The organism is Klebsiella sp. C239 (genome assembly GCF_048822715.1).
Classification (GTDB): domain Bacteria; phylum Pseudomonadota; class Gammaproteobacteria; order Enterobacterales; family Enterobacteriaceae; genus Klebsiella; species Klebsiella quasipneumoniae.
This window is the reverse complement of the sequence record NZ_JBMEZK010000007.1, coordinates 147004-168490: the sequence shown is the minus strand read 5'-3', so window position 1 is coordinate 168490 and position 21487 is coordinate 147004. Positions and strand designations below refer to the sequence as shown.

At 63.3% G+C, this 21487-nt stretch carries 17 protein-coding genes and 1 riboswitch; of the genes, 10 read left to right on the top strand and 7 right to left on the bottom strand.

The annotated features are described in order from the left end of the window. Nucleotides 1–4 precede the first annotated feature (4 nt). Both ACOI6Z_RS19275 and ACOI6Z_RS19270 read left to right on the top strand, forming a co-directional pair. Nucleotides 5–1486, top strand: coding sequence for a pyridoxal phosphate-dependent decarboxylase family protein (locus ACOI6Z_RS19275; RefSeq protein WP_420687488.1), 1482 nt, complete (start codon nucleotides 5–7; stop codon nucleotides 1484–1486). A gap of 203 nt (nucleotides 1487–1689) precedes the next feature. Beyond that, nucleotides 1690–2583 carry a LysR substrate-binding domain-containing protein gene (locus tag ACOI6Z_RS19270; RefSeq protein ID WP_420687506.1) on the top strand — a complete coding sequence of 298 codons (894 nt, stop codon included), beginning with the start codon at nucleotides 1690–1692 and terminating at the stop codon, nucleotides 2581–2583. 1311 nt (nucleotides 2584–3894) lie between these two features. Here ACOI6Z_RS19270 and ACOI6Z_RS19265 read toward each other — a convergent pair. The 4 genes from ACOI6Z_RS19265 to ACOI6Z_RS19250 all read right to left on the bottom strand — a co-directional run bounded on the left by ACOI6Z_RS19265 (nucleotide 3895) and on the right by ACOI6Z_RS19250 (nucleotide 8347). Then, nucleotides 3895–5085 carry a cytochrome c biogenesis protein/redoxin gene (locus tag ACOI6Z_RS19265; protein WP_112201506.1) on the bottom strand — a complete coding sequence of 397 codons (1191 nt, stop codon included), beginning with the start codon at nucleotides 5083–5085 and terminating at the stop codon, nucleotides 3895–3897. A 102-nt stretch (nucleotides 5086–5187) separates the two neighbouring features. Next, nucleotides 5188–6531, bottom strand: a complete 1344-nt coding sequence (locus tag ACOI6Z_RS19260) for an ATP-binding protein (RefSeq protein ID WP_420687487.1) — start codon at nucleotides 6529–6531, stop codon at nucleotides 5188–5190. Continuing rightward, a complete protein-coding gene (locus ACOI6Z_RS19255) occupies nucleotides 6528–7268 on the bottom strand; it encodes a response regulator (RefSeq protein WP_132133615.1) in 741 nt (246 codons plus the stop codon). Before ACOI6Z_RS19255 ends, ACOI6Z_RS19260 begins: the two co-directional genes overlap by 4 nt. An 86-nt stretch (nucleotides 7269–7354) precedes the next feature. Then, complete coding sequence (locus ACOI6Z_RS19250; RefSeq protein ID WP_171878710.1) at nucleotides 7355–8347, bottom strand: alpha/beta fold hydrolase; 993 nt, start codon at nucleotides 8345–8347, stop codon at nucleotides 7355–7357. 242 nt (nucleotides 8348–8589) lie between these two features. On the opposite strand from ACOI6Z_RS19250, the gene ACOI6Z_RS19245 reads away from it, so the two are divergent. The 7 genes from ACOI6Z_RS19245 to pqqF all read left to right on the top strand — a co-directional run bounded on the left by ACOI6Z_RS19245 (nucleotide 8590) and on the right by pqqF (nucleotide 15242). After that, nucleotides 8590–9609, top strand: coding sequence for a dipeptidase (locus tag ACOI6Z_RS19245; protein WP_180265903.1), 1020 nt, complete (start codon nucleotides 8590–8592; stop codon nucleotides 9607–9609). Nucleotides 9610–9745: 136 nt separating this feature from the next. Beyond that, complete coding sequence (pqqA, locus tag ACOI6Z_RS19240) at nucleotides 9746–9817, top strand: pyrroloquinoline quinone precursor peptide PqqA (RefSeq protein ID WP_002905689.1); 72 nt, start codon at nucleotides 9746–9748, stop codon at nucleotides 9815–9817. A gap of 54 nt (nucleotides 9818–9871) precedes the next feature. Continuing rightward, complete coding sequence (pqqB, locus tag ACOI6Z_RS19235) at nucleotides 9872–10798, top strand: pyrroloquinoline quinone biosynthesis protein PqqB (protein WP_420687486.1); 927 nt, start codon at nucleotides 9872–9874, stop codon at nucleotides 10796–10798. Next, nucleotides 10792–11547: a pyrroloquinoline-quinone synthase PqqC gene (gene pqqC / locus ACOI6Z_RS19230; RefSeq protein WP_132133612.1), complete on the top strand. Its 756-nt coding sequence runs from the start codon at nucleotides 10792–10794 to the stop codon at nucleotides 11545–11547. The genes pqqB and pqqC overlap by 7 nt, the downstream gene beginning before the upstream one ends. Nucleotides 11548–11549: 2 nt before the next feature. Next, entirely contained in the window at nucleotides 11550–11828 is a 279-nt protein-coding gene (gene pqqD, locus ACOI6Z_RS19225) for a pyrroloquinoline quinone biosynthesis peptide chaperone PqqD (RefSeq protein ID WP_372418776.1), read from the top strand. Further along, nucleotides 11815–12957 carry a pyrroloquinoline quinone biosynthesis protein PqqE gene (pqqE, locus tag ACOI6Z_RS19220; RefSeq protein WP_032452962.1) on the top strand — a complete coding sequence of 381 codons (1143 nt, stop codon included), beginning with the start codon at nucleotides 11815–11817 and terminating at the stop codon, nucleotides 12955–12957. The genes pqqD and pqqE overlap by 14 nt, the downstream gene beginning before the upstream one ends. Next, nucleotides 12957–15242 carry a pyrroloquinoline quinone biosynthesis protein PqqF gene (gene pqqF / locus ACOI6Z_RS19215; protein WP_420687485.1) on the top strand — a complete coding sequence of 762 codons (2286 nt, stop codon included), beginning with the start codon at nucleotides 12957–12959 and terminating at the stop codon, nucleotides 15240–15242. The genes pqqE and pqqF overlap by 1 nt, the downstream gene beginning before the upstream one ends. Here the strand turns inward: pqqF and ACOI6Z_RS19210 are convergent. The 3 genes from ACOI6Z_RS19210 to ACOI6Z_RS19200 all read right to left on the bottom strand — a co-directional run bounded on the left by ACOI6Z_RS19210 (nucleotide 15239) and on the right by ACOI6Z_RS19200 (nucleotide 18850). Continuing rightward, a complete protein-coding gene (locus ACOI6Z_RS19210) occupies nucleotides 15239–15976 on the bottom strand; it encodes a glutamine amidotransferase (RefSeq protein WP_101996766.1) in 738 nt (245 codons plus the stop codon). The two genes, pqqF and ACOI6Z_RS19210, sit on opposite strands and share 4 nt — an antisense overlap. A gap of 109 nt (nucleotides 15977–16085) precedes the next feature. Then, a complete protein-coding gene (mrdA, locus tag ACOI6Z_RS19205) occupies nucleotides 16086–17996 on the bottom strand; it encodes a penicillin-binding protein 2 (protein ID WP_032452966.1) in 1911 nt (636 codons plus the stop codon). Between the two features lie 221 nt (nucleotides 17997–18217). Continuing rightward, on the bottom strand, nucleotides 18218–18850 hold the full coding sequence (locus ACOI6Z_RS19200) for a LysE family translocator (protein WP_023289802.1): 633 nt from the start codon (nucleotides 18848–18850) through the stop codon (nucleotides 18218–18220). Nucleotides 18851–18867: 17 nt separating this feature from the next. After that, nucleotides 18868–18947: riboswitch (ZMP/ZTP riboswitch) on the bottom strand. A gap of 343 nt (nucleotides 18948–19290) precedes the next feature. Between ACOI6Z_RS19200 and katG the strand changes: the two genes are divergently transcribed. Next, nucleotides 19291–21468 carry a catalase/peroxidase HPI gene (gene katG, locus ACOI6Z_RS19195; protein WP_044523422.1) on the top strand — a complete coding sequence of 726 codons (2178 nt, stop codon included), beginning with the start codon at nucleotides 19291–19293 and terminating at the stop codon, nucleotides 21466–21468. Nucleotides 21469–21487 lie beyond the last annotated feature (19 nt).

Here is a 21487-nt window from a genome sequence, read left to right as displayed (position 1 = left end):
GTCAGTGACCACCATGTCCACATTGAATCCGATTCTTGCTGGTTCGGCGCAGAGCGTTGAGGCTTATCAGCAGGTTATCGAGCAGACCAGTCAGGCCGTTGTGCAGTGGCTGAAGCAACCTGAGATGTATCAGGGGAAAAGCGTTGACGAACTGCGTGAGCGTATCTCCCTTGAATTTAACGAACAGGGGTTGGGTAACCAGGCGGCGATTGATCGTGCGATCGAGTACTTCCTGAAAGACAGCCTGTCGGTGCATCACCCACAGTGCGTGGCGCACCTGCACTGCCCGAGCCTGGTGATTAGCCAGGCGGCGGAAGTGCTGATCAACGCCACCAACCAGAGCATGGACTCCTGGGATCAGAGCCCGTCGGCGACCATCATTGAGATGAAGCTGATCGAGTGGCTGCGCGCCCGGGTCGGCTATCCGGCAGGCGACGCCGGCGTCTTCACCAGCGGCGGCACCCAGAGCAACCTGATGGGCCTGATGTTGGCGCGCGACGCCTTCTTCGCCCGTCAGGGACACTCCATCCAGCAGGATGGGCTGCCGGGGGATATCCGCCAGTACAAAGTGCTGTGTTCGGAAAACGCCCACTTCTCGGTGCAGAAGAACATGGCGCTGATGGGTCTCGGCTACCGCTCGGTTACGCTGGTGAAAACCGACGAATTCGCGCGGATGGACGTGGCCGACCTGAAGGCGAAGATTGCGCAGGCGCAGGCTAACGGCGAACAGATCATGGCGATCGTCGCCACCGCCGGGACCACCGACGCGGGGGCTATCGACCCGCTGCGCGACATCGCCGGTATCGCCGCGGAGCATCAGATCTGGCTGCACGTTGACGCGGCCTGGGGCGGCGCGCTGCTGCTGTCTGAGCAGTATAGCGACTACCTTGACGGTCTGGAGCTGGTGGATTCCGTTACCCTGGACTTCCACAAGCAGTTTTTCCAGACCATCAGCTGCGGTGCCTTCCTGCTGAAGGATGCCCGCCATTACGAGCTGATGCGTTATCAGGCGGCCTATCTGAACTCCGAGTTCGATGAAGAACACGGCGTGCCGAACCTGGTCTCTAAATCGCTGCAGACCACCCGCCGCTTCGATGCCCTGAAGCTGTGGATGGGCCTCGAAGCGCTGGGGCAGAAACAGTATGCGGCGATCATCGATCACGGCGTCACCATGGCGAAAAACGTCGCGGAGTACGTGAAGTCGCAGCCGACGCTGGAGCTGGTGATGCAGCCGCAGCTGGCGAGCGTGCTGTTCCGTTCTCGTCCGGCGCAGATGGCGCAGAGCGACGCGGCGGCTATCGCCCTGCTCAACCAGCGCGTCGGCGACGCCCTGCTGGCTTCCGGCCGCGCCAACGTTGGCGTGACCGAGCACAACGGCGTTACCTGCCTGAAGCTGACCCTGCTGAATCCGGTGGTGACGCTGGATGATGTGAAGGTCCTGCTGAGCCTGGTGGAGCGCACCGCTCAGGAGCTGCTGGCGCAATAATCTGCCTGAGCGAGGCGGCGCCTGTCGCCCCGCTCAGCGGCCAGCCCTGCCTGCACTAAGCCGATAAGTTCCCTTATCGGCTTTTTTTATGCCTGCCTGCGCGACTTCTACGCTTCTCGCCGCAGGGTCCGTTGACGCCTGCCCGCCACGATGCCACAGTAAGGTCCCGATAATGGCAATCGCCAGAATCCAACGTCCCGGTAATAAGGATGATAATGGAGAAACGCTTAACCGGCCTCGATCTTGACGCCCTGCGCAGCTTTGTGACCGGCATGGAGTGCGGCAGCTTCGCCCTGGCGGCGCAGCGTCTGGCGCGCTCCACCTCCGCCGTCAGCGCCCAGCTCAAAAAGCTGGAGAGTCAGTGCGGCGCCGCGCTGGTGGTTAAACAGGGGCGGCACCTGGCGCTGACCGCGGAGGGCGAAAAGCTAATGAGCTACGCCAGACGGCTGCTGGCGCTCAATGATGAAACCCTGCGCGCGCTGCAGGGCGAAAGGCTCACTGGCGAAATTCACCTTGGCATGCAGGAAGATTTTGGCGAATCGCTGATGCCGGGGATCCTTGGGCAGTTTACCCGCCACCATCCGCAGGTGCGGATCGTCGCCAGGGTGGATCGCAATGGCCCGCTGCGCCAGGCGCTGGCGGAGCAGACGCTGGATCTGGCGCTGCTGTGGCAAACCGAAGATCAGGGCCCCGGGCTGGGCCGCTGCCCGCTGGCGTGGATTGCGCATCCTGACTTTGTCGTTCGCGCGCGGCTGGCGTCCGGCGAGCCGCTGCCGCTGGTGATGTTCGACAGCCCGTGCCTGATGCGTTCCCGCGCTATTGCCTGTCTCGATGCCGCAGGGATCCCCTGGCAGGTGGTGTTCGTCAGCCACAGCCTGAGCGGCATCTGGGCGGCGGTGCAGGCCGGCCTGGGGCTGACGGTACGCAGCCGCATCGGCATGCCAGGCAATCTGCGCCCCGCCGGCGGATCACTGCCATCCCCCGGCAACCTGGCCGTCAGTCTGCAACAAACCCCGCGTCAGGAACCCCATTCCGCCGCGGTCACGCTGCTCGGCGAACTGATGTCCGAGGCCCTGCAGGAGTGGGTTGTTCGGTGACAGTGTCACGCCAGTTTCCCTCACCCTAACCCTCTCCCGGAGGGAGAGGGAACCGTTCAGCAACGTCTGTTACCCCGGCAAACATTTTGTCTCCACCAGCTACGTAACCCGCCTTACCGGGCAAGCGCAGCGCCGCCCGGCAATGGGCATCCAGCACCCTTCCCGTTTCAACGCCCGGTGGCGGCTGCGCCTTACCTGGCCTACATTCTCCCTGCGCTCTCCTGTAGGCCGGGCAAGCGCAGCGCCGCCCGGCAATGGGCATCCAGCACCCTTCCCGTTTCAATGCCCGGTGGCGGCTGCGCCTTACCGGGCCTACATTCTCCCTGCGCGCTCCTGTAGGCCGGGCAGGCGTAGCGCCGCCCGGCAACAGGCATCCAGCCCCCTTCCCGTTTCAACGCCCGGTGGCGGCTGCGCCTTACCGGGCCTACATTCTCCCTGCGCGCTCCTGTAGGCCGGGCAAGCGTAGCGCCGCCCGGCAATGAGCATTCTGCGCCGTTCCCACTTCGATGCCCGGTGGCGGCTGCGCCTTACCGGGCCTACACGCGGCTCCGTAACCCCGTATGCCGGGCAAGCGTAGCGCCGCCCGGCAATGAGCATCGAGCACCCTTCCCGTTTCAACGCCCGGTGGCGGCTGCGCCTTACCGGGCCTACATTCTCCCTGCGCACTCCTGTAGGCCGGGCAGGCGTAGCGCCGCCCGGCAATGAGCATCCAGCACCCTTCCCGTTTCAATGCCGGTGGTGTCTGCGCCTTACCGGGCCTACATTCTCCCTGCGCTCTCTTGTAGGCCGGGCAAGCGTAGCGCCGCCCGGCAATGAGCATTCTGCGCCGTTCCCGCTTCGATGCCCGGTGGCGGCTGCGCCTTACCGGGCCTACATTCTCCCTGCGCACTCCTGTAGGCCGGGCAAGCGTAACGCCGCCCGGCAATGAGCATTCAGCACCCTTCTCGTTTCAACGCCCGGTGGCGGCTGCGCCTTACCGGGCCTACATTCTCCCTGCGCGCTCCTGTAGGCCGGGCAAGCGTAGCGCCGCCCGGCAACAGGCATCCAGCCCACTTCCCGTTTCAACGCCCGGTGGCGGCTGCGCCTTACCGGGCCTACATTCTCCCTGCGCTCTCCTGTAGGCCGGGCAAGCGTAGCGCCGCCCGGCAATGAGCATCGAGCACCCTTCCCGTTTCAACGCCCGGTGGCGGCTGCGCCTTACCGGGCCTACATTCTCCCTGCGCGCTCCTGTAGGCCGGGCAAGCGCAGCGCCGCCCGGCAATGGGCATAAGGGATAAAGGGAACCGTCCGGCAGTCACCGACGTCCGCGGGTCAGGCTTTGCTCTCCTGCAGCAGCTGCTGGATCACCTGCTCCTGGCGGGCATAATCCCCTTCGCCGAAGGCGGTATAGCGCAGTTGCCCACGTGCGTCGAAAATGTAATGCGCCGGCCAGTACTGATTGCCGAAGGCGTTCCAGATGGCGTACTCATTATCCGCCACCACAGGGTAGGTTATCCGCCACGCCTTCACCGCCTCGCGCAGCAGCGGTAGCGAACGCTCCCAGGGATATTCCGGGGTATGGACGCCAATCACCACCAGCCCGGCCGCGCGGTATTTGTTCGCCCAGTCGCGCACGTAAGGCAGGGTATGCTGACAGTTGATGCACTCCCGGGTCCAGAAGTCCACCAGCACCACTTTGCCTTTCAGACTCTCCGGGGTTAACGCCGGGCTATTGAGCCATGCGCTGCCCCCCGCGAGCGAAGGCATCGCGCTGCTGGGCTCGGGCGTCGCAATCGGTTGCAGAACCGTTTTTTGCGTTGGCTGCGGCAGACGGGCGGCCAGCCGCTGCTCCAGCGCCTGACTCCATTCTCCCGCGCTTTGCAAATAGCGGTCGCCGCCGCTGGCGATCAGCGCCACCGAGGCCAGCATCGCCACCCCCGCCAGCCGGCGCAGCCGTTCGCCGAACGCCAGCCCGCGACGCAGACGGGCAATCAACGCCGCGCCGCACCACCCGAGCAGGAATAACATCAGCGCCCCGCCGCCGCCGTAGGCTAACAGCAACCCGCCGGTGGTCGCCTGGCCCGGATGCACAAAACCCAGGCTCAGTATCGCCCCCAGTACCGGCCCGGCGCACGGCGCCCACAGCAGACCCACCGCCAGCCCGGCCAGCAGCGAACCGATCCAGCCGCGCTGGCGTGAGCTGGCGTCGTTAAGCTGATTCCCCAGCGCCACCAGGGGTGACGTCAGCCGCTGCGCGACGCGCGGCGAAAGCAGGCTCAGCCCGACAAGAGCGAAGAACGCCAGCGCCAGGCCGCGCCCAGCCAGCGTCAGATTCACGACCCAACCGCTGGCGACCGTCACCAGCCACGAGACAGCGCCGAACATCATCGCCATGCCCGCCAGCATGATCGCCAGTTGCCCCCGGCGGCCCCGGACGCTGGCGAACAGCAGCGGGATCACCGGCAGCGTGCAGGGGCTTAGCAGGGTTAACATCCCGCCCAAAAATGCAATCAATATCGACATCGCCTTCTCCTCATTATGCCATCGCTGCCGAAGGTGGCAGCCACGACATTACAGCAAGGGGATGTAGAGCGGATGTGTCGGGAAAGCGGGAGAATTGTCGGCTTAGTTTTCTATCTGCGCCGGTGATACAGCAGGATACAATCCCTGCGCGGCGAGACGCACGCTGGCATCCAGACCGCCCTGCGGGCGATTGGCCAGGCGCAGCGTGCCGTTCATCTGGCTGACCAGCTGCGCGGCGATCGCCAGCCCCAGGCCGGTGCCGCCGGTATCGCGATTGCGCGAGTCCTCCAGGCGAAAAAAGGGCTGCAGCACCGCCTGCAGCGACGCCTCAGGGATCCCCGGCCCCTCATCCAGCACATGAATGAAGATATCCCCGGCGGCGTCGCGGTTCAGGGCGACCGTTACCGTGGCGCCGAATTTCAGCCCGTTATCGATAAGGTTGGTCATCACCCGGCGCAGGGCCTGCGGTGGGATCCACACCACTCCGGCGCGTGCCTCGGGGCAAAACCGCACCGGCCGGCCGACATCGGCATAATCGCAGGCGATGCTGTCGAGAAAGGCGTCAAGGTTCAGCCGCTGGCGCGCCTCCTCCAGCGGCTGCGAGGTGCGGGCGAAGGCGATACCTTCGCGCACCAGGCGGGTCATATTGTCGAGATCCTGCAGCAGTTTGTCGCGCAGTTCAGGCTGGTCGGCCATCTCCACCCGCAGCTTCATCCGGGTGATCGGGGTTTGCAGATCGTGGGAGATGGCGGCGAGGATCCGCGCCCGCTCCTGCAGATGATCGTGGATGCGGGTCTGCATCGCGTTAAACGCGCGGGCGGCACGGCGCACCTCCTCCGGCCCCTGCTCGGCCATGGTTCCCGCCGTGTCGCTGGCCGGCTCAAGCGCATTCACCGCATGGGTAAAGCGAGTGATGGGCTGCAGTACCTGGCGAACCGCGTACCAGGCGCAGGCCAGCAGGAGGACAAACTGAGCGATCAGCACCACCGGCAGCCAGCGGGCGATGGGCGGTAGTTTCGGCCACAGGTCGAGGGTTAAGGGGGCGCCATCGTGGAGGGTAATATGGGCCTGGATATGCTGCCGCGGACCGGGGATCGCCACAATACTCACCGGATACTGCGCGCTCAACGCCTCCTGCAGGGAGCGCGCCGCGTCGCGGGCGCGCCAGCTGTCCGGGTAGTCGCCGCGCTCGCCGGCGTCCAGCTGATAGCGGTAGTTGCCGCGCGCCAGCTTCGGCAGCCACTGCGGGCGTTCAGCGGGCGGCAGACGGTCGAGGATCGCCACGCTGGTGGCGACATCAGAGGCCAGATTGCCCAGCATCACGCTGCGGGCGCTGCTCATACGCTCATAAAACAGCAGCGACAGGGTTAAGGTATTCGCCAGCAGCAGCGCCAGAAACAGCAGCGCCATCAGCCTCGACTGCAGCGAGGCGGGCCAGAACCTCATTCATGCCTCTCGCGGATGGAGACCGGGACCGACAGCACATAGCCTTCGCTGCGCACCGTCTTAATGTAGGCCGGCTCGCGGGCATCCTCCCGCAGGCGCTGTCGCAGCCGGCTCACCAGCAGGTCAATTGACCGCTCAAACAGTTCGGCGTCGCGTCCCTGGGTCAGATTCAGCAGCTGATCGCGGTTCAGCACCCGCTGGGGATGGTCGAGAAACACCCGCAGCAGTCGATACTCCGCCCCGCTGAGGGCGACAATCGCCCCGCTGTCGTCCAGCAGATGGCGGGCGGCGGTATCGAGCAGCCAGTCGCCAAACGCGATCAGCCTGCCCGCCTCGGTGATCTGCAGGTTGGGCGGCAGCGCCCGGGTGCGGCGTAAAATGGCTTTGATGCGCGCCAGCAGTTCGCGGGCCACAAAGGGCTTCACCAGATAGTCGTCAGCCCCCATCTCAAGGCCGAGGATCCGGTCGCTGTCGTCGGTGCGGGCGGTGAGCATCAGCACCGGGATATCCTGTTGCGGGTTTGCGCGCAGCTGGCGACAGAGCGTTAAACCATCCTCCCCCGGCATCATGATATCCAGCACAATCAGGTCGATTTGATGGTTTTTGAGCACCGACCACATGGCTTTGCCGTTCGCCGCGCCGCTAGCGCGGTATCCCGATTTTTCCAGATAGTCGACAATCAGTTCCCGGATGTCGCGGTCGTCATCGACGACCATGATGTGGTCAATACGCTCCAAAGGCTGCTCCTGCGGCAAAATAGACTCTTCACAAGCATAAGCCGTGTTGCCGGAAGCGCAACGTCGCGCCGCCGGCAAGGCGCGGGTTACAAACGATCGGCATCCACCACCGCCTGCACAAACGCCGTCGGGTCCTCCTGCGGCGGGTTATGGCCCACCGGCCCCTGCAGATCCCGGTGCTCATATTTACCGATAAATTTGGCCCGGTAGCTGGCGGGAGCCGGATGCGGCGCGCCGTTATTCGCCCCTTCCAGAGTGATGGTGGGCACCGTAATCGGCGGCAGCGCCGCCAGCCGTTGTTCATAGCTGGCATACTTCGCTTCTCCCTTCTCCAGCCCCAGGCGCCAGCGGTAGTTGCTGATGGTGATCGCCACGTGGTCCGGGTTATCCAGCGCCCGGGCGGTTTTGGCAAAGGTTGCGTCGCTGAATGGCCACTGCGGCGACGCCTGATGCCAGATAAATTTCGCAAAGTCATGGGTGTTCTGCCGGTAACCGGCTTCCCCGCGCGGAGTGGCAAAATAGAACTGATACCACCACGACAGCTCCGCCTGCGGCGGCAGCGGTTTTTCGCCAATCTGCTGACTGCTGATCAGATACCCGCTCACCGAGACCAGGGATTTCACCCGCTGCGGCCACAGCGCGGCGACGATATCCGCCGTGCGCGCCCCCCAGTCAAAGCCGGCCAGATCCGCCTGCCTGATGTTCAGGGCATCCATCAGATGGACAATATCGGCCGCCATCGCCGACGGCTGACCGTTACGCGGCGTGCTGGCGGAGAGGAAACGGGTGGTGCCGTAGCCGCGCAGATACGGCACAATCACCCGGTAGCCCTTCTGCGCTAAAGCTGGCGCCACCTGGGCATAGCTCTGAATATCGTAGGGCCAGCCGTGCAGCAGAATCACCGGCTGGCCGTCGCGCGGGCCGATATCCACGTAGCCAATATTCAGATCGCCGGCGTGGATCTGGTGGATCTTGTCGAACGCCCCCGCATCTTCAGCGGCGCAAACGGCGGCGGACCACAGGGTGGATAACCCCAGCGCCGCGGCGCTGGTATACCGGATCAGGGATAATCTGTTCATCGCTATGTCACCTTTTATCGTCATCAAGAGAGTACGTAACCAGTTAAGCGGAAATTTGTATCCGCCGTGTGCCCGACCGGGGCCGTTTTTATCTCTTCATGTCAGCGATCCGCCGCGGGATACAGTGTGATACATAATCAATGTTGGCAATTGTTGCTGGCTTGTGAATTTCTGCTTGCCCCCGGGCATAAATCCGCTACCGTGACAGCCATTTTTACCACCTGATAACCCAGGAGCCCGCTGTGGCGATTTTTGATGGTCACAATGACCTGCTGCTGAATCTCTGGCTTCACCATCGCGAGGATCCGGTGAACGCCTTCTTTGCCGGGATAGAGAACGGCCACCTCGATTATCCGCGTATTCGCCAGGGCGGTCTGGCCGGCGGCCTGTTCGCCCTCTTTGTACCGCCGCAGGAGTATATCGCCCGCGTGGCGCCCCAGTACGCCAGTCAGGCGTGGGACCCATTAACGATCCTCTGGCAGCAGCTGGCTATCCTCAAAGCGATTTGCGCCCATGACGCCAGCCGCGCGCGGCTGTGCCTGAGCGCGGCGGATATCGAACGCTGCCGTCAGGATAAGGCGCTGGCGATGGTGGCGCACATCGAAGGCGCCGGCGGGTTCGACGCCCAGGGCGAAGATCTGCAGGACTTTTATCGCGCCGGGGTGCGCAGCATAGGTCCGTTCTGGAACATCGCCAATCGCTTCGGCTGCGGGGTCACCGGCGCCTTTCCCGGCAGTCCGGACAGCGGGCCGGGTCTTACCGGCGAGGGCATTGCGCTCATTGCCCAGGCCAACGCCCTGAAGATGCAGATCGATGTTTCGCACATGAATGAACAGGCCTTTTGGGATACCGCCCGTCACTCCACCGCCCCGCTGGTGGCCACCCACTCCAATGCCCACGCCCTGTGCCCACAGCCGCGCAACCTGACCGATCGGCAACTGCGAGCGATCCGCGACAGCGGCGGCGTGGTGGGCGTTAATTTCGGCAACGCCTTCCTGCGCGCCGACGGACGGCGCGATAGCGACACGCCCTTCGCCACCATCATCCGGCATATCGACTATCTTATTAACATAATGGGTGAGGATCATGTGGCCCTTGGATCGGATTTTGACGGCGTCACCCTGCCGGACGCGCTGGGAGATGTGGCCGGCTTACCGCGGCTTATCAATGCCTTGCGTGACAGCGGCTATGATCAATTGGTGCTGGATAAGCTGCTGTGGCGTAACTGGCTGCGGGTATTAAAAAATGTTTGGCAACAATAGGTTATATTGTAAACATAAAGTTAAATCCTTACAGATTCCGGGTTGATCTCTCTCCCGGTGAAGCGCAATATGCGGCGGCCGTCACAGATCCTGCATTATCCGTGAGGCCTGTCGTCATTTTTAAGAGGAACAAAACATGTGGAAGAAACCTGCTTTTATCGATTTACGTCTCGGTCTGGAAGTGACGCTGTACATTTCTAACCGCTAATCGCCCCGCCCGCCGTTCGCGCGGGCCTCTTTTTTCATTACCCGGTCCGTCTTCATGTTCATTAAAGTCCTCGGTTCCGCCGCCGGCGGCGGTTTCCCGCAATGGAACTGCAACTGCGCCAACTGTCAGGGTCTGCGCGACGGCACGATCCAGGCCAGCGCCCGCACCCAGTCGTCGATCATCGTCAGCGATAACGGTCAAGAGTGGGTGCTGTGCAACGCCTCGCCGGATATCAGCCAGCAGATTGCCCACACGCCCGAGTTAAATAAAGCCAGCGTGCTGCGCGGAACGCATATCGGCGGCATTATTCTCACCGACAGCCAGATCGACCACACTACCGGGTTACTCAGCCTGCGCGAAGGCTGCCCGCACCAGGTGTGGTGCACCCCGGAGGTCCATGAGGATCTCTCCACCGGCTTCCCTGTGTTTACCATGCTGCGCCACTGGAACGGCGGCCTGGTGCATCACCCCATCGCGCCGCAGCAGCCTTTTACCGTTGACGCCTGTCCTGATTTGCGGTTTACCGCGGTGCCTATCGCCAGCAACGCGCCGCCCTATTCGCCGTATCGCGACCGGCCGCTGCCGGGCCATAACGTGGCGCTGTTTATCGAAAACCGCCGCAACGGGCAGACGCTGTTCTACGCTCCGGGGCTCGGTGAGCCGGATGAGACCATTCTGCCCTGGCTGCAAAAAGCGGACTGTCTGCTGATCGATGGCACCGTCTGGCAGGATGACGAACTGCAGGCCGCCGGCGTCGGGCGCAATACCGGCCGCGATATGGGCCACCTGGCGCTCGGCGATGAGCACGGGATGATGGCCCTGCTGGCCTCCCTGCCGGCAAAACGCAAAATTCTTATTCATATCAATAACACCAACCCGATCCTTAACGAGCGCTCTCCCCAGCGTCAGGCGCTGACGCAGCAGGGGATTGAAGTGAGCTGGGACGGGATGGCTATCACCCTTCAGGATATCGCATGCTGATCATCGACACGCTGTCGCCGCAGGCCTTTGAAGCGGCCCTGCGGGCCAAAGGCGCCTTCTACCATATTCACCACCCTTACCACATCGCCATGCATAACGGCGACGCGACCCGCGAGCAAATTCAGGGCTGGGTGGCGAACCGGTTTTATTACCAGACCACTATCCCGCTGAAAGACGCGGCGATCATGGCCAACTGCCCGGACGCGCAGACCCGGCGCAAATGGGTGCAGCGGATCCTCGACCACGATGGCAGCCACGGCGAGGACGGCGGGATTGAAGCCTGGCTGCGGCTGGGGGAAGCGGTCGGTCTGAGCCGCGACGATCTGCTCAGCGAGCGCCACGTGCTGCCCGGCGTGCGCTTCGCGGTGGATGCCTATCTTAACTTCGCCCGTCGCGCCTGCTGGCAGGAGGCGGCCTGCAGCTCCCTGACCGAGCTGTTCGCTCCGCAGATCCATCAGTCGCGCCTCGACAGCTGGCCGCAGCACTATCCGTGGATCAAAGAGGAAGGCTATTTTTACTTCCGCAGCCGTCTGAGCCAGGCTAACCGCGACGTGGAGCATGGCCTGGCGCTGGCGAAGGCCTACTGCGACAGCGCTGAAAAACAGAACCGGATGCTGGAGATCCTGCAGTTTAAGCTCGACATTTTATGGTCGATGCTCGACGCCATGACCATGGCCTATGCCCTGCAGCGCCCGCCCTATCATACGGTCACCGACAAGGCGGCCTGGCACACGACCCGACTGGTGTAATCATGCAAAAAACCTCCATCGTCGCCTTTCGTCGCGGCTACCGCCTGCAGTGGGAAGCCGCCCAGGAGGGCCATGTGATCCTCTATCCGGAGGGAATGGCCAAACTCAATGAGACCGCCGCGGCGATCCTCGAGCTGGTGGATGGCCGGCGCGACGTCGCGGCGATTATCGCCATGCTCAACGACCGTTTCCCGGAAGCCGGGGGCGTTGATGACGACGTCATCGAGTTCCTGCAGATAGCCTGTCAACAGAAGTGGATCACCTGCCGTGAGCCAGCGTAAACCCGCCGTCAATCCGCCGCTGTGGCTGCTGGCGGAGCTAACCTATCGCTGCCCGCTGCAGTGCCCCTACTGTTCGAATCCGCTGGACTTCGCCCAACAGGAAAAAGAGCTGACCACCGAACAATGGATCGAGGTCTTTCGCCAGGCGCGGGCGATGGGCAGCGTTCAGCTGGGCTTTTCCGGCGGCGAGCCGCTGACCCGTAAAGATCTGCCGGAGCTGATCCGCGCCGCGCGCGACCTCGGGTTTTATACCAACCTGATCACCTCCGGGATAGGGCTGACGGAGAGCAAACTCGACGCCTTCAGCGAGGCCGGGCTGGACCATATCCAGATTAGCTTCCAGGCCAGCGATGAAGTGCTCAACGCCGCGCTGGCCGGCAACAAAAAAGCCTTCCAGCAGAAGCTGGCGATGGCCAGAGCGGTGAAAGCGCGCGACTATCCGATGGTGCTCAACTTCGTTCTGCACCGGCACAACATCGATCAGCTGGATAAAATTATCGCGCTGTGCATTGAGCTGGAAGCGGATGACGTTGAGCTGGCCACCTGCCAGTTTTACGGTTGGGCGTTCCTCAATCGCGAGGGGCTGCTGCCGACCCGGGAGCAGATCGCCCGCGCCGAGCAGGTGGTCGCCGACTACCGGCAGAAAATGGCCGCCAGCGGCAACCTCACCAACCTGCTGTTTGTCACCCCGGACTATTACGAAGAGCGGCCGAAAGGCTGCATGGGCGGCTGGGGATCGATTTTCCTCAGCGTCACCCCGGAAGGCACCGCCCTGCCGTGCCACAGCGCGCGCCAGCTGCCGGTGGCGTTTCCGTCGGTGCTGGAGCAGAGTCTGGAGTCGATCTGGTATGACTCGTTCGGCTTCAATCGTTACCGCGGGTATGACTGGATGCCGGAGCCGTGCCGCTCCTGTGATGAAAAAGAGAAAGACTTCGGCGGCTGCCGCTGCCAGGCCTTTATGCTGACCGGCAGCGCCGATAACGCCGACCCGGTGTGCAGCAAATCCCCGCATCATCACAAAATCCTCGACGCCCGGCGCGAAGCGGCCTGCAGCGAGATAAAAGTCAGCCAGCTGCAGTTCCGCAACCGGGCCAGCTCGCAGCTGATCTACAAAACCCGGGACCTGTAATGACGCTGGCGACCCGCACCGTCACGCTGCCGGGCGGCCTGCAGGCCACCCTGGTCCATCAGCCGCAGGCCGAACGCGCGGCGGCCCTGGCGCGGGTCGCCGCCGGCAGCCACCACGAACCCTCGCGCTTCCCCGGGCTGGCGCACCTGCTGGAACACCTGTTGTTTTACGGCGGTGAGCGCTACCGGGATGATGACCGGCTGATGGGCTGGGTGCAGCGCCAGGGCGGAAGCGTGAATGCCACCACCCTGGCCCGCCATAGCGCGTTCTTTTTCGAGGTCGCCGCCGATGGTCTGGCTGACGGTGTCGCGCGTCTACAGGAGATGCTGCAGGCGCCGCGGCTGCTCAGGGAAGATATTCAGCGCGAAGTGGCGGTGATTGACGCCGAGTACCGCCTTATCCAGCAGCATGAGCCGTCGCGCCGGGAAGCCGCCGTGCGTCACGCCGCCAGCGCGCCCGCGGCGTTTCGCCGCTTTCAGGTAGGCAGCGCCGACGCGCTGGCGGGCGATCTCCCTGCACTGCAGGCGGCCTTACGCGATTTTCACCACACCCATTACGTCGCCCGGCGGATGCAGCTCTGGCTGCAGGGGCCGCAGTCGCTGGAGGCGCTCGGCGAGCTGGCGGTCCGTTTCGCCGCCGGGCTTGCCGCAGGCGAGGCTCCGCCGCCGGCGCCGCCGCTGCGCCTGGGCGAGACCACTGAGCTGCAGCTGGCGGTCGACGCCCGGCCCGCCCTGTGGCGCTGTCCGCTGATCGCCTTAAGTGACAACGTCACCTTACTGCGCGAGTTTTTGCTCGATGAAGCCCCCGGCAGCCTGATGGCCGGGCTGCGCCAGCGTGGTCAGGCACAAGAGGTAGCGCTGAACTGGCTGTATCAGGATCGGCACCTCGGCTGGCTGGCGCTGGTCTTCGCCAGCGACCAGCCGGAACAGGTCGACCGGCAGATAACCCACTGGCTGCAGGCGCTACAGCGGACGACGCCAGACCAGCAGCAACACTACTATCAGCTCTCCCGGCGCCGTTTTCAGGCGCTGTCGCCCCTCGATCAGCTGCGCCAGCGGGCATTCGGCTTTGCCCCCGGCGCGCCGCCCGCCGGGTTCGCCGATTTTTGCGCCGCCCTGCAGGCCGCCCCTACGGTCAGCCTGGCCTGCCAGATCCTTTCCCCAGGGGAGCCTGTTGCCACCCAGGGCTTTAGCCTGCCGCTCAGCCGCTGGCGCCGCCGCCCGGTCACTGCCCCGGCGCTGAAATTCGCTTTTTATCCGCAAGCCGCTGGCGGCCTCGTGGCCGAAAGCCCGGCGCAAGCCGCGCCGCTGCTCCACCTCCCGTCACCGGGAGAGCCGCCGAGGCTCCTGCTCCGACCGCCCTTCTCCTGCTCGCCCACTCAGGCCGAGGGGCTGGCGCGCGGGGAACAGCTGCGCCCGCTGCTCGCCGCGCTGCGCCACGCCGGGGGCCACGGCGAGTGGCATCGCGTCGACGGCAGCTGGCAGCTGCTCCTGCAGTTGCCAGCTGCCGGCCGGCGGCCGGAGGCTATTCTGCAGGCCATCGTGCGGCAGCTCGCGCTCCCGGCCGACCCGCTGACCCCGCCGCCGGAGAGTATTGCTATCCGTCATCTCATGGCCCAGCTCCCCGAACGGTTGGTCACATCAGAGCATCAGGCAGGTTGGCTGGCGGCCCTGGCCGGCGGTAGCGCGGAGGATGCGCGGTGGGTCGCGCGCCAGCTGAGCCTGCTTACCGTCCCGGTCAACCCGCCGGGCAGCCTCCCCGACCCCTGCCGTCGCGGCGTCGAACGGCTGGCTTTCCCCGGGGGCGATACGGCGCTGCTGGTCTTTATTCCGCTGCCGGATGGCGCCTCGCTGGCGGCTCTGCGGGTGCTGGCGCAGCGCTGCGAACCGCTCTTCTTCCAGCGCCTGCGGGTAGAGCAGCAGATTGGCTATGTGGTGAGCTGCCGCTATCAGCGCGTCGCCGATCGCGACGGGCTGCTGATGGCGCTCCAGTCCCCGGACCGCCGCGCCGCGGAACTGCTGCGCTGTTGCAAAACCTTTCTGCGCCAGCTGCCGCCGCTGGATGAGGCGGCCTTCAGGCCGCTACAGCAGCGCCTGGCCGCACAGGTCCGCGCCCGGACGCCGCCCGAGGCGCAGGCGCTGGTCGCCCTGCGTCAGAAGTATGCTTTACCGGAGCTGACGGCGCAGGCGGCTGACGCGCTGCGCGTCGAAGCGGTCGTTGACCTGGCCCACGAGATGTCCCGCCGACGTCGCCGCTGGCGGGTGCTGTTCACTGCAGGGGATTAATGGCCGGGTGCATCAGGGGGCAGAAAGGCGCTGACGAAGCGCGTGAGGATTGCCGCGGCCTGCGGGCTCTCCTGCACCTCATTGTATAACCGCTGCGGGTCGATGCCCTCTGCCTGCAGCACCGCCTCCCGGTAGCGGATCAGCGCGCGGGCAATCGGCGCGGTGAACTCCGGGTGAAACTGCGTGGAGACCGCATGCGGCCCGTAGCGCACGATCTGGTGGGGGTCGTGAGCGGACGCGGCCAGCACCGTGGCCCCCTCCGGCAGGCGGGTAATGGTTTGCATATGGCTCAGATGCGCGGGAAAGGCGGCCGGCAGGTCCCGGAGCAGCGGGTCGTCGACACCCCACGGCGATAGCGAAACGGTTTGGCTGCCGCTTTCCCGTCCGGCTGGATGATACGCCACCTCGCCACCCAGGGCATGAGCCATCAGCTGATGGCCATAGCAAACGCCGAACAGCGGCATGCCGATAGCCACCGCCTGACGGATCCAGTCGGCGGTCCGTTCGCTCCACGCCAGGCGGTCGGAAACCATCGCCCAGGAGCCGGTCAGCACCGCCACCGTCTGGCGATCCGGCGCCGGCAGCGGCTCGTCCTCAAACACCCGTACCGCGGTGAGCTGCGCCTGCCATGGCGCCAGCAGCGTGCGGAACCAGCGCGGCAGATCGCCATGCTCCTCGCGGATGGCTGCCGGGGGCGTCCCGGTCTGAACCAGCAATAATCGCTTACGTGTCACCCTTCCTCCTCACTCGTCATGTTCCTTAAAAATACTATGCCGCCGGGAAGATAAGGGGACAAATAACCAATTTCTATGAACGATGCGCCTGCGGAATAAGTCCTGCCGCTTACTGGGCGTCCGCGCTCTCCCGCTGCGGCACGTCGGCGGCCGCCGCCGGCGCCTGCTGCGGGACAAAAATATGGTCCAGGATGGCGCGCGCCGTCGGTCCGGCCACCACCCCGTCCCCGCCGCCGTTCTCCAGGATCAGCGCCATCGCCACCTTCGGATGCTGATAAGGGGCAAAGAGGGTATAGAAAATGTGGTCGCGCAGACGCACCGGGATCATTTTGGCGTTATAGGTCTGGTTTTGCTTCAGACTGAACACCTGCGAGGTCCCGGACTTTGCCGCGATCTGATACGGCGCGGTATGGAACAGTTTATAGCCGGTGCCGTTGGGCAGATTCGCCATCCCATACATGCCGTTGCGCACAATGCCCCAGTAGGGGGATTTCGGATCGCCGACCTGCGGCAGGTTCGCCGGCTGCTGATAACGTTCCACATGATTGCCCTGCTTCATCGAATAGAGCAGATGCGGATCCTGCACCTTACCATTGTTCAGCAGCGTGGTGAGCGCTTTCACCATCTGGATGGGAGTGGCGATCCAGTATCCCTGGCCGATGCCGACGGAGATGGTATCCCCCTGATACCAGGGCTTTTTATGCACCCGCTGCTTCCACGCCCGGCTCGGCAGCACCCCGGCATACTCCTCATTGAGATCGATGCCGGTAGACTGGCCGTAGCCGAACTTGCTCAGCCACTCATGGATCCGGTCGATACCCATCTCGAAGGCAACCTGGTAGAAAAAGGTGTCCGCGGACTCTTCAATGGCTTTGGTGACGTTGAGCATGCCGTGGCCGGTTTTCAGCCAGTCGCGATAGCGGCGTTGCGTGCCCGGCAGCGTCCACGTCGGCGCCCCGAAGAAGGTGGTATTCGGCGTGATCACGCCCGCGGAGAGCGCCGAGAGCGCCATATAGGGCTTCACCGTCGAGGCCGGGGGATACAGCCCCTGGGTGACACGGTTGATTAACGGTCGGTCGGGGTTATCCAGCAGCGATTTATAGGCCTGATAGCCGATGCCTTTGACGAACGGGTTAGGATCGTAGCTGGGGCTGGAGACCATCGCCAGTACCCCGCCATCACGAGGATCGACCACCACCACCGCCGCGCGCTGCCCCTTCAGCACCGACTCGATATACTGCTGCAGGTGCAGGTCAAGGGTCAGGTAGAGGTTTTTCCCGGCCACCGGCGGTACCTCTTTCAGCAGACGTACCACCCGGCCGTGGTTATCCACCTCCACCTCCTGGTAGCCGGTGGTGCCGTGGAGCGCTTTTTCGTAATAGCCTTCGATCCCCTGCTTGCCGATATTGTGGTCGGCAGCATAGTTCTCCTCTTCACCGTCTTTCGCCAGCCGCTGCAGGTCGCTGTCGTTGATTTTCGACACATAGCCCACCACGTGCGCCAGCTCTGCGCCGTAGGGGTATTCACGCTGCTGGTAGCTCTCCACTGTCACCCCGGGGAAACGGAATTCGTTGACCGCGAAGCGGGCCACCTCTACGTCGCTGAGGTCGGACTTGAGGGTAACCGCTTTATAGCGGCTGCTGTGGTGCATATCGTCGCGGAAACTGGCGATGTCGTCCGGCGTCAGGTCGACAATCGGCGTCAGGCTTTGCAGCAGCGCGGCCATATCGGGAATTTTGCTCGGGATCACCTGCAGGCGATACAGGGTAATATTCTGCACCAGCGGAATGCCGTTGCGATCGAATATCAGCCCGCGGCTGGGGGCGATGGGCAGCATTTTGATATCGTTTTGGTTGGAGCGGGTCTGGTAGAAATCGTGCTGCTCCACCTGCAGATGGTAGAGGTTGAAAATCAGCACGCCAAAGCAGACCACCACCAGCAGAAAGGCGATTGCGGCCCGGCGGATAAACAGCATCTCTTCCGCGGAGTGGTCGCGAATTTCATCTCTCAAAAGGGGCATTAGCGGTACATCACCTGGATCACGGGAAAAACCAACGGCGTAACGGCCGGGAAGCATAGCCTTATCGCGGCGTTAGCCCTACTGAAAGGTTGCTAATGATCTGGCAGAAATGTTTCAGCATGTTAGAGCGTGGAGAGCCTTGCGCAGTGAGAGCAAGGCATCAGGGCGCGAGGTTGGCCAGCGACAGGTCTCGCTGGCTAACCTTTCCCCGGTAAACCCGGTTATTTTCTGGCCTCAAAAGCGATCTTAACCGCCATCCCGGCCAGTACCGTCGCCATCAGCCAGCGTTGAAATTGTTGCCAGCCCGGCCGCCGACCAAGAAAAAGCGCCACCTGCCCGGCCAGCAAGATAATCAGGCCGTTCACCGCCACGCTGATTAATACCTGGGTACAGCCTAATATCAACGACTGGCTGAGCACGCTGCCGAGTCCGGGGGTGATAAATTGCGGCAGCAGGGACAAATACAGGATGGCAACTTTGGGGTTCGCCAGGCTGGTGATAAATCCCATCAGAAACAGCTTACGTCCACTGTCGGCGGGTAAGTCGCGCACCGCGAATATCGGCCGCCCTCCCGGTTTAATCGCCTGCCACGCCAGATAGAGCAAATAAGCGACCCCGCACAAACGCAATGCATCGTAGGCGTAAGGGACCGCGAAAACCAACGCGGTAATGCCGAAAGCGGCACACAACATATAGAAGAAAAAACCCACGGCCACCCCGGCAAGGGAGATAAAGCCAGCGCGTTTTCCCTGGCAAATCGAACGCGAAGTGAGATACATCATATTGGGGCCAGGGGTTAACACTAACCCCAGCGCCACCGCGGCAAAGGCCATTAAAGAAGCTAATTCAGGCATAACTTATCTCCAGATAGCGGTAATGCCCAGGCGCGCGGCGACGTTGACCATGCTCCCCAACAGTATTCTGTCTTTAGCGCCAGTCACATGGTGTCTAAGTATTAGCTTATTCTGCGTTTGCCAACAACCCCTGCGTCGGGCATTCGTTACGCTCGCGCAGCGGAAAACCCTCATCCTTTTCTCATAGTAAAATTGTCATATCTCAAACAATTAGCATTCCTTCTGCCCGTTTGATACAGATCGTTTCCTTTGCCGTCTCGTTACGACTATGGTTAATGATGAGGTGTATTTTTTACCCCTGGATCCGCCAGGGCATATAAAAGGGTGTTTCGCCCTTCGTTGAACGGAATTAGCTATTAAATCCGTAGACTCATTCAAATATCGCTTATTGGTAGCAGTGTATATCGTAACGGCATTAACAAAAGCAAACGGAGCCTGATATGAGCACGTCTAACGACCCATCCAACAACGCATCCGCCGGAAAGTGCCCTTTCCACGCCGAGACGCCCAAGCAGAGCGCCGGCAGCGGCACCGGCAACCGCGACTGGTGGCCTAACCAGCTGCGTGTCGATCTGTTGAACCAGCACTCCAGTCGTTCCAACCCGTTGGGTGAGGATTTTAACTACAGGGAAGAGTTTAAAAAGCTCGATTACTCCGCGCTGAAGGCTGACCTCAGAGCGCTGCTGACCGATTCGCAAGAGTGGTGGCCGGCAGACTGGGGCAGCTATATCGGTCTGTTTATTCGTATGGCCTGGCACGGCGCCGGCACCTACCGCACCGTTGACGGTCGCGGCGGCGCGGGTCGTGGACAGCAGCGCTTTGCGCCGCTGAACTCCTGGCCTGATAACGTCAGCCTCGATAAGGCCCGCCGTCTGCTGTGGCCGGTGAAACAGAAATATGGCCAGAAAATCTCCTGGGCCGACCTTTACATGCTGGCGGGTAACGTGGCGCTGGAAAACGCCGGCTTCCGCACCTTTGGCTTCGGCGCCGGCCGTGAAGATGTCTGGGAACCGGATCTGGACGTCGACTGGGGCGATGAGAAAGAGTGGCTGGCCCACCGTCACCCGGAAAGCCTGGCGAAACAGGCCATCGGCGCCACTGAAATGGGGCTGATCTACGTTAACCCGGAAGGCCCTAACGCCAGCGGCGAGCCGCTGTCCGCCGCGGCGGCCATTCGCGCCACCTTCGGCAATATGGCGATGGACGATGAAGAGATTGTCGCGCTGATCGCCGGCGGCCACACCCTGGGTAAAACCCACGGCGCAGCCGAGACCAGCCACGTCGGCGCCGAGCCGGAAGCCGCCCCGCTGGAAGCTCAGGGTCTGGGCTGGCACTCCAGCTACGGCAGCGGCGCAGGCGCGGATGCCATCACCTCCGGTCTGGAAGTGGTCTGGACGCAGACGCCCACCCAGTGGAGCAACTACTTTTTCGAGAACCTGTTCAAATACGAATGGGTGCAAACCCGCAGCCCGGCGGGCGCTATCCAGTTCGAAGCCAAAGACGCGCCGGAAATTATCCCGGATCCGTTTAACCCGGGTAAAAAGCGCAAACCGACCATGCTGGTCACCGACCTGACCCTGCGCTTCGACCCGGAGTTTGAGAAGATCTCCCGTCGCTTCCTCAACGATCCGCAGGCCTTTAACGAGGCGTTCGCCCGGGCGTGGTTCAAGCTGACCCACCGCGATATGGGGCCGAAATCCCGTTACCTCGGGCCGGAAGTGCCGAAAGAAGATCTCATTTGGCAGGATCCGCTGCCGGCGGCGACCCATCAGCCGAGCGCGGACGACATCGCCAGCCTGAAAACCGCCATCGCCGGCGCCGGCCTGTCGGTGAGTGAGCTGGTGTCGGTCGCCTGGGCCTCCGCCTCCACCTTCCGCGGCGGTGATAAGCGCGGCGGCGCCAACGGCGCGCGTCTGGCGCTGGCCCCGCAGAAAGACTGGCCGGTCAATGCTATCGCCAGTCGGGTGCTGCCGACCCTGCAGGCGATCCAGCGCGCCTCCGGCAAAGCGTCACTGGCCGATATCATCGTGCTGGCTGGCGTGGTCGGCGTGGAGCAGGCGGCGGCGGCGGCCGGCGTCAGCGTCAACGTGCCGTTTACTCCAGGCCGCGTCGACGCCCTGCCTGAGCAGACCGACGTCGAGTCGTTTGACCTGCTGCAGCCGCTGGCGGATGGCTTCCGCAACTACCGTCGCATCGAGGGCGGTGTGTCGACGGAAACGCTGCTGATCGATAAAGCGCAGCAGCTGACCTTAACCGCTCCGGAGATGACGGTTCTGGTGGGTGGACTGCGCGTGCTGGGCGCCAACTACGACGGCAGCAAACACGGGGTGTTTACCGACCGCGTTGGCGTGCTCAGCAATGACTTCTTCGTCAACCTGCTGGATATGGCCACCGTCTGGAAAGCGGCCGATGATCGGGCGGAGCTGTTTACCGGCAGCGACCGTAAAACCGGCGAAGCGAAGTACAGCGCCACCCGCGTGGATCTGGTGTTTGGCTCCAACTCGGTCCTGCGCGCGCTGGCGGAAGTCTACGCCTGCGCCGACGGGCAGCAGAAGCTGGTGCATGACTTTGTCGCCGCCTGGACCAAGGTCATGAACCTCGACCGTTTCGACCTGTGATCCCCTCGCCCCGGCACCC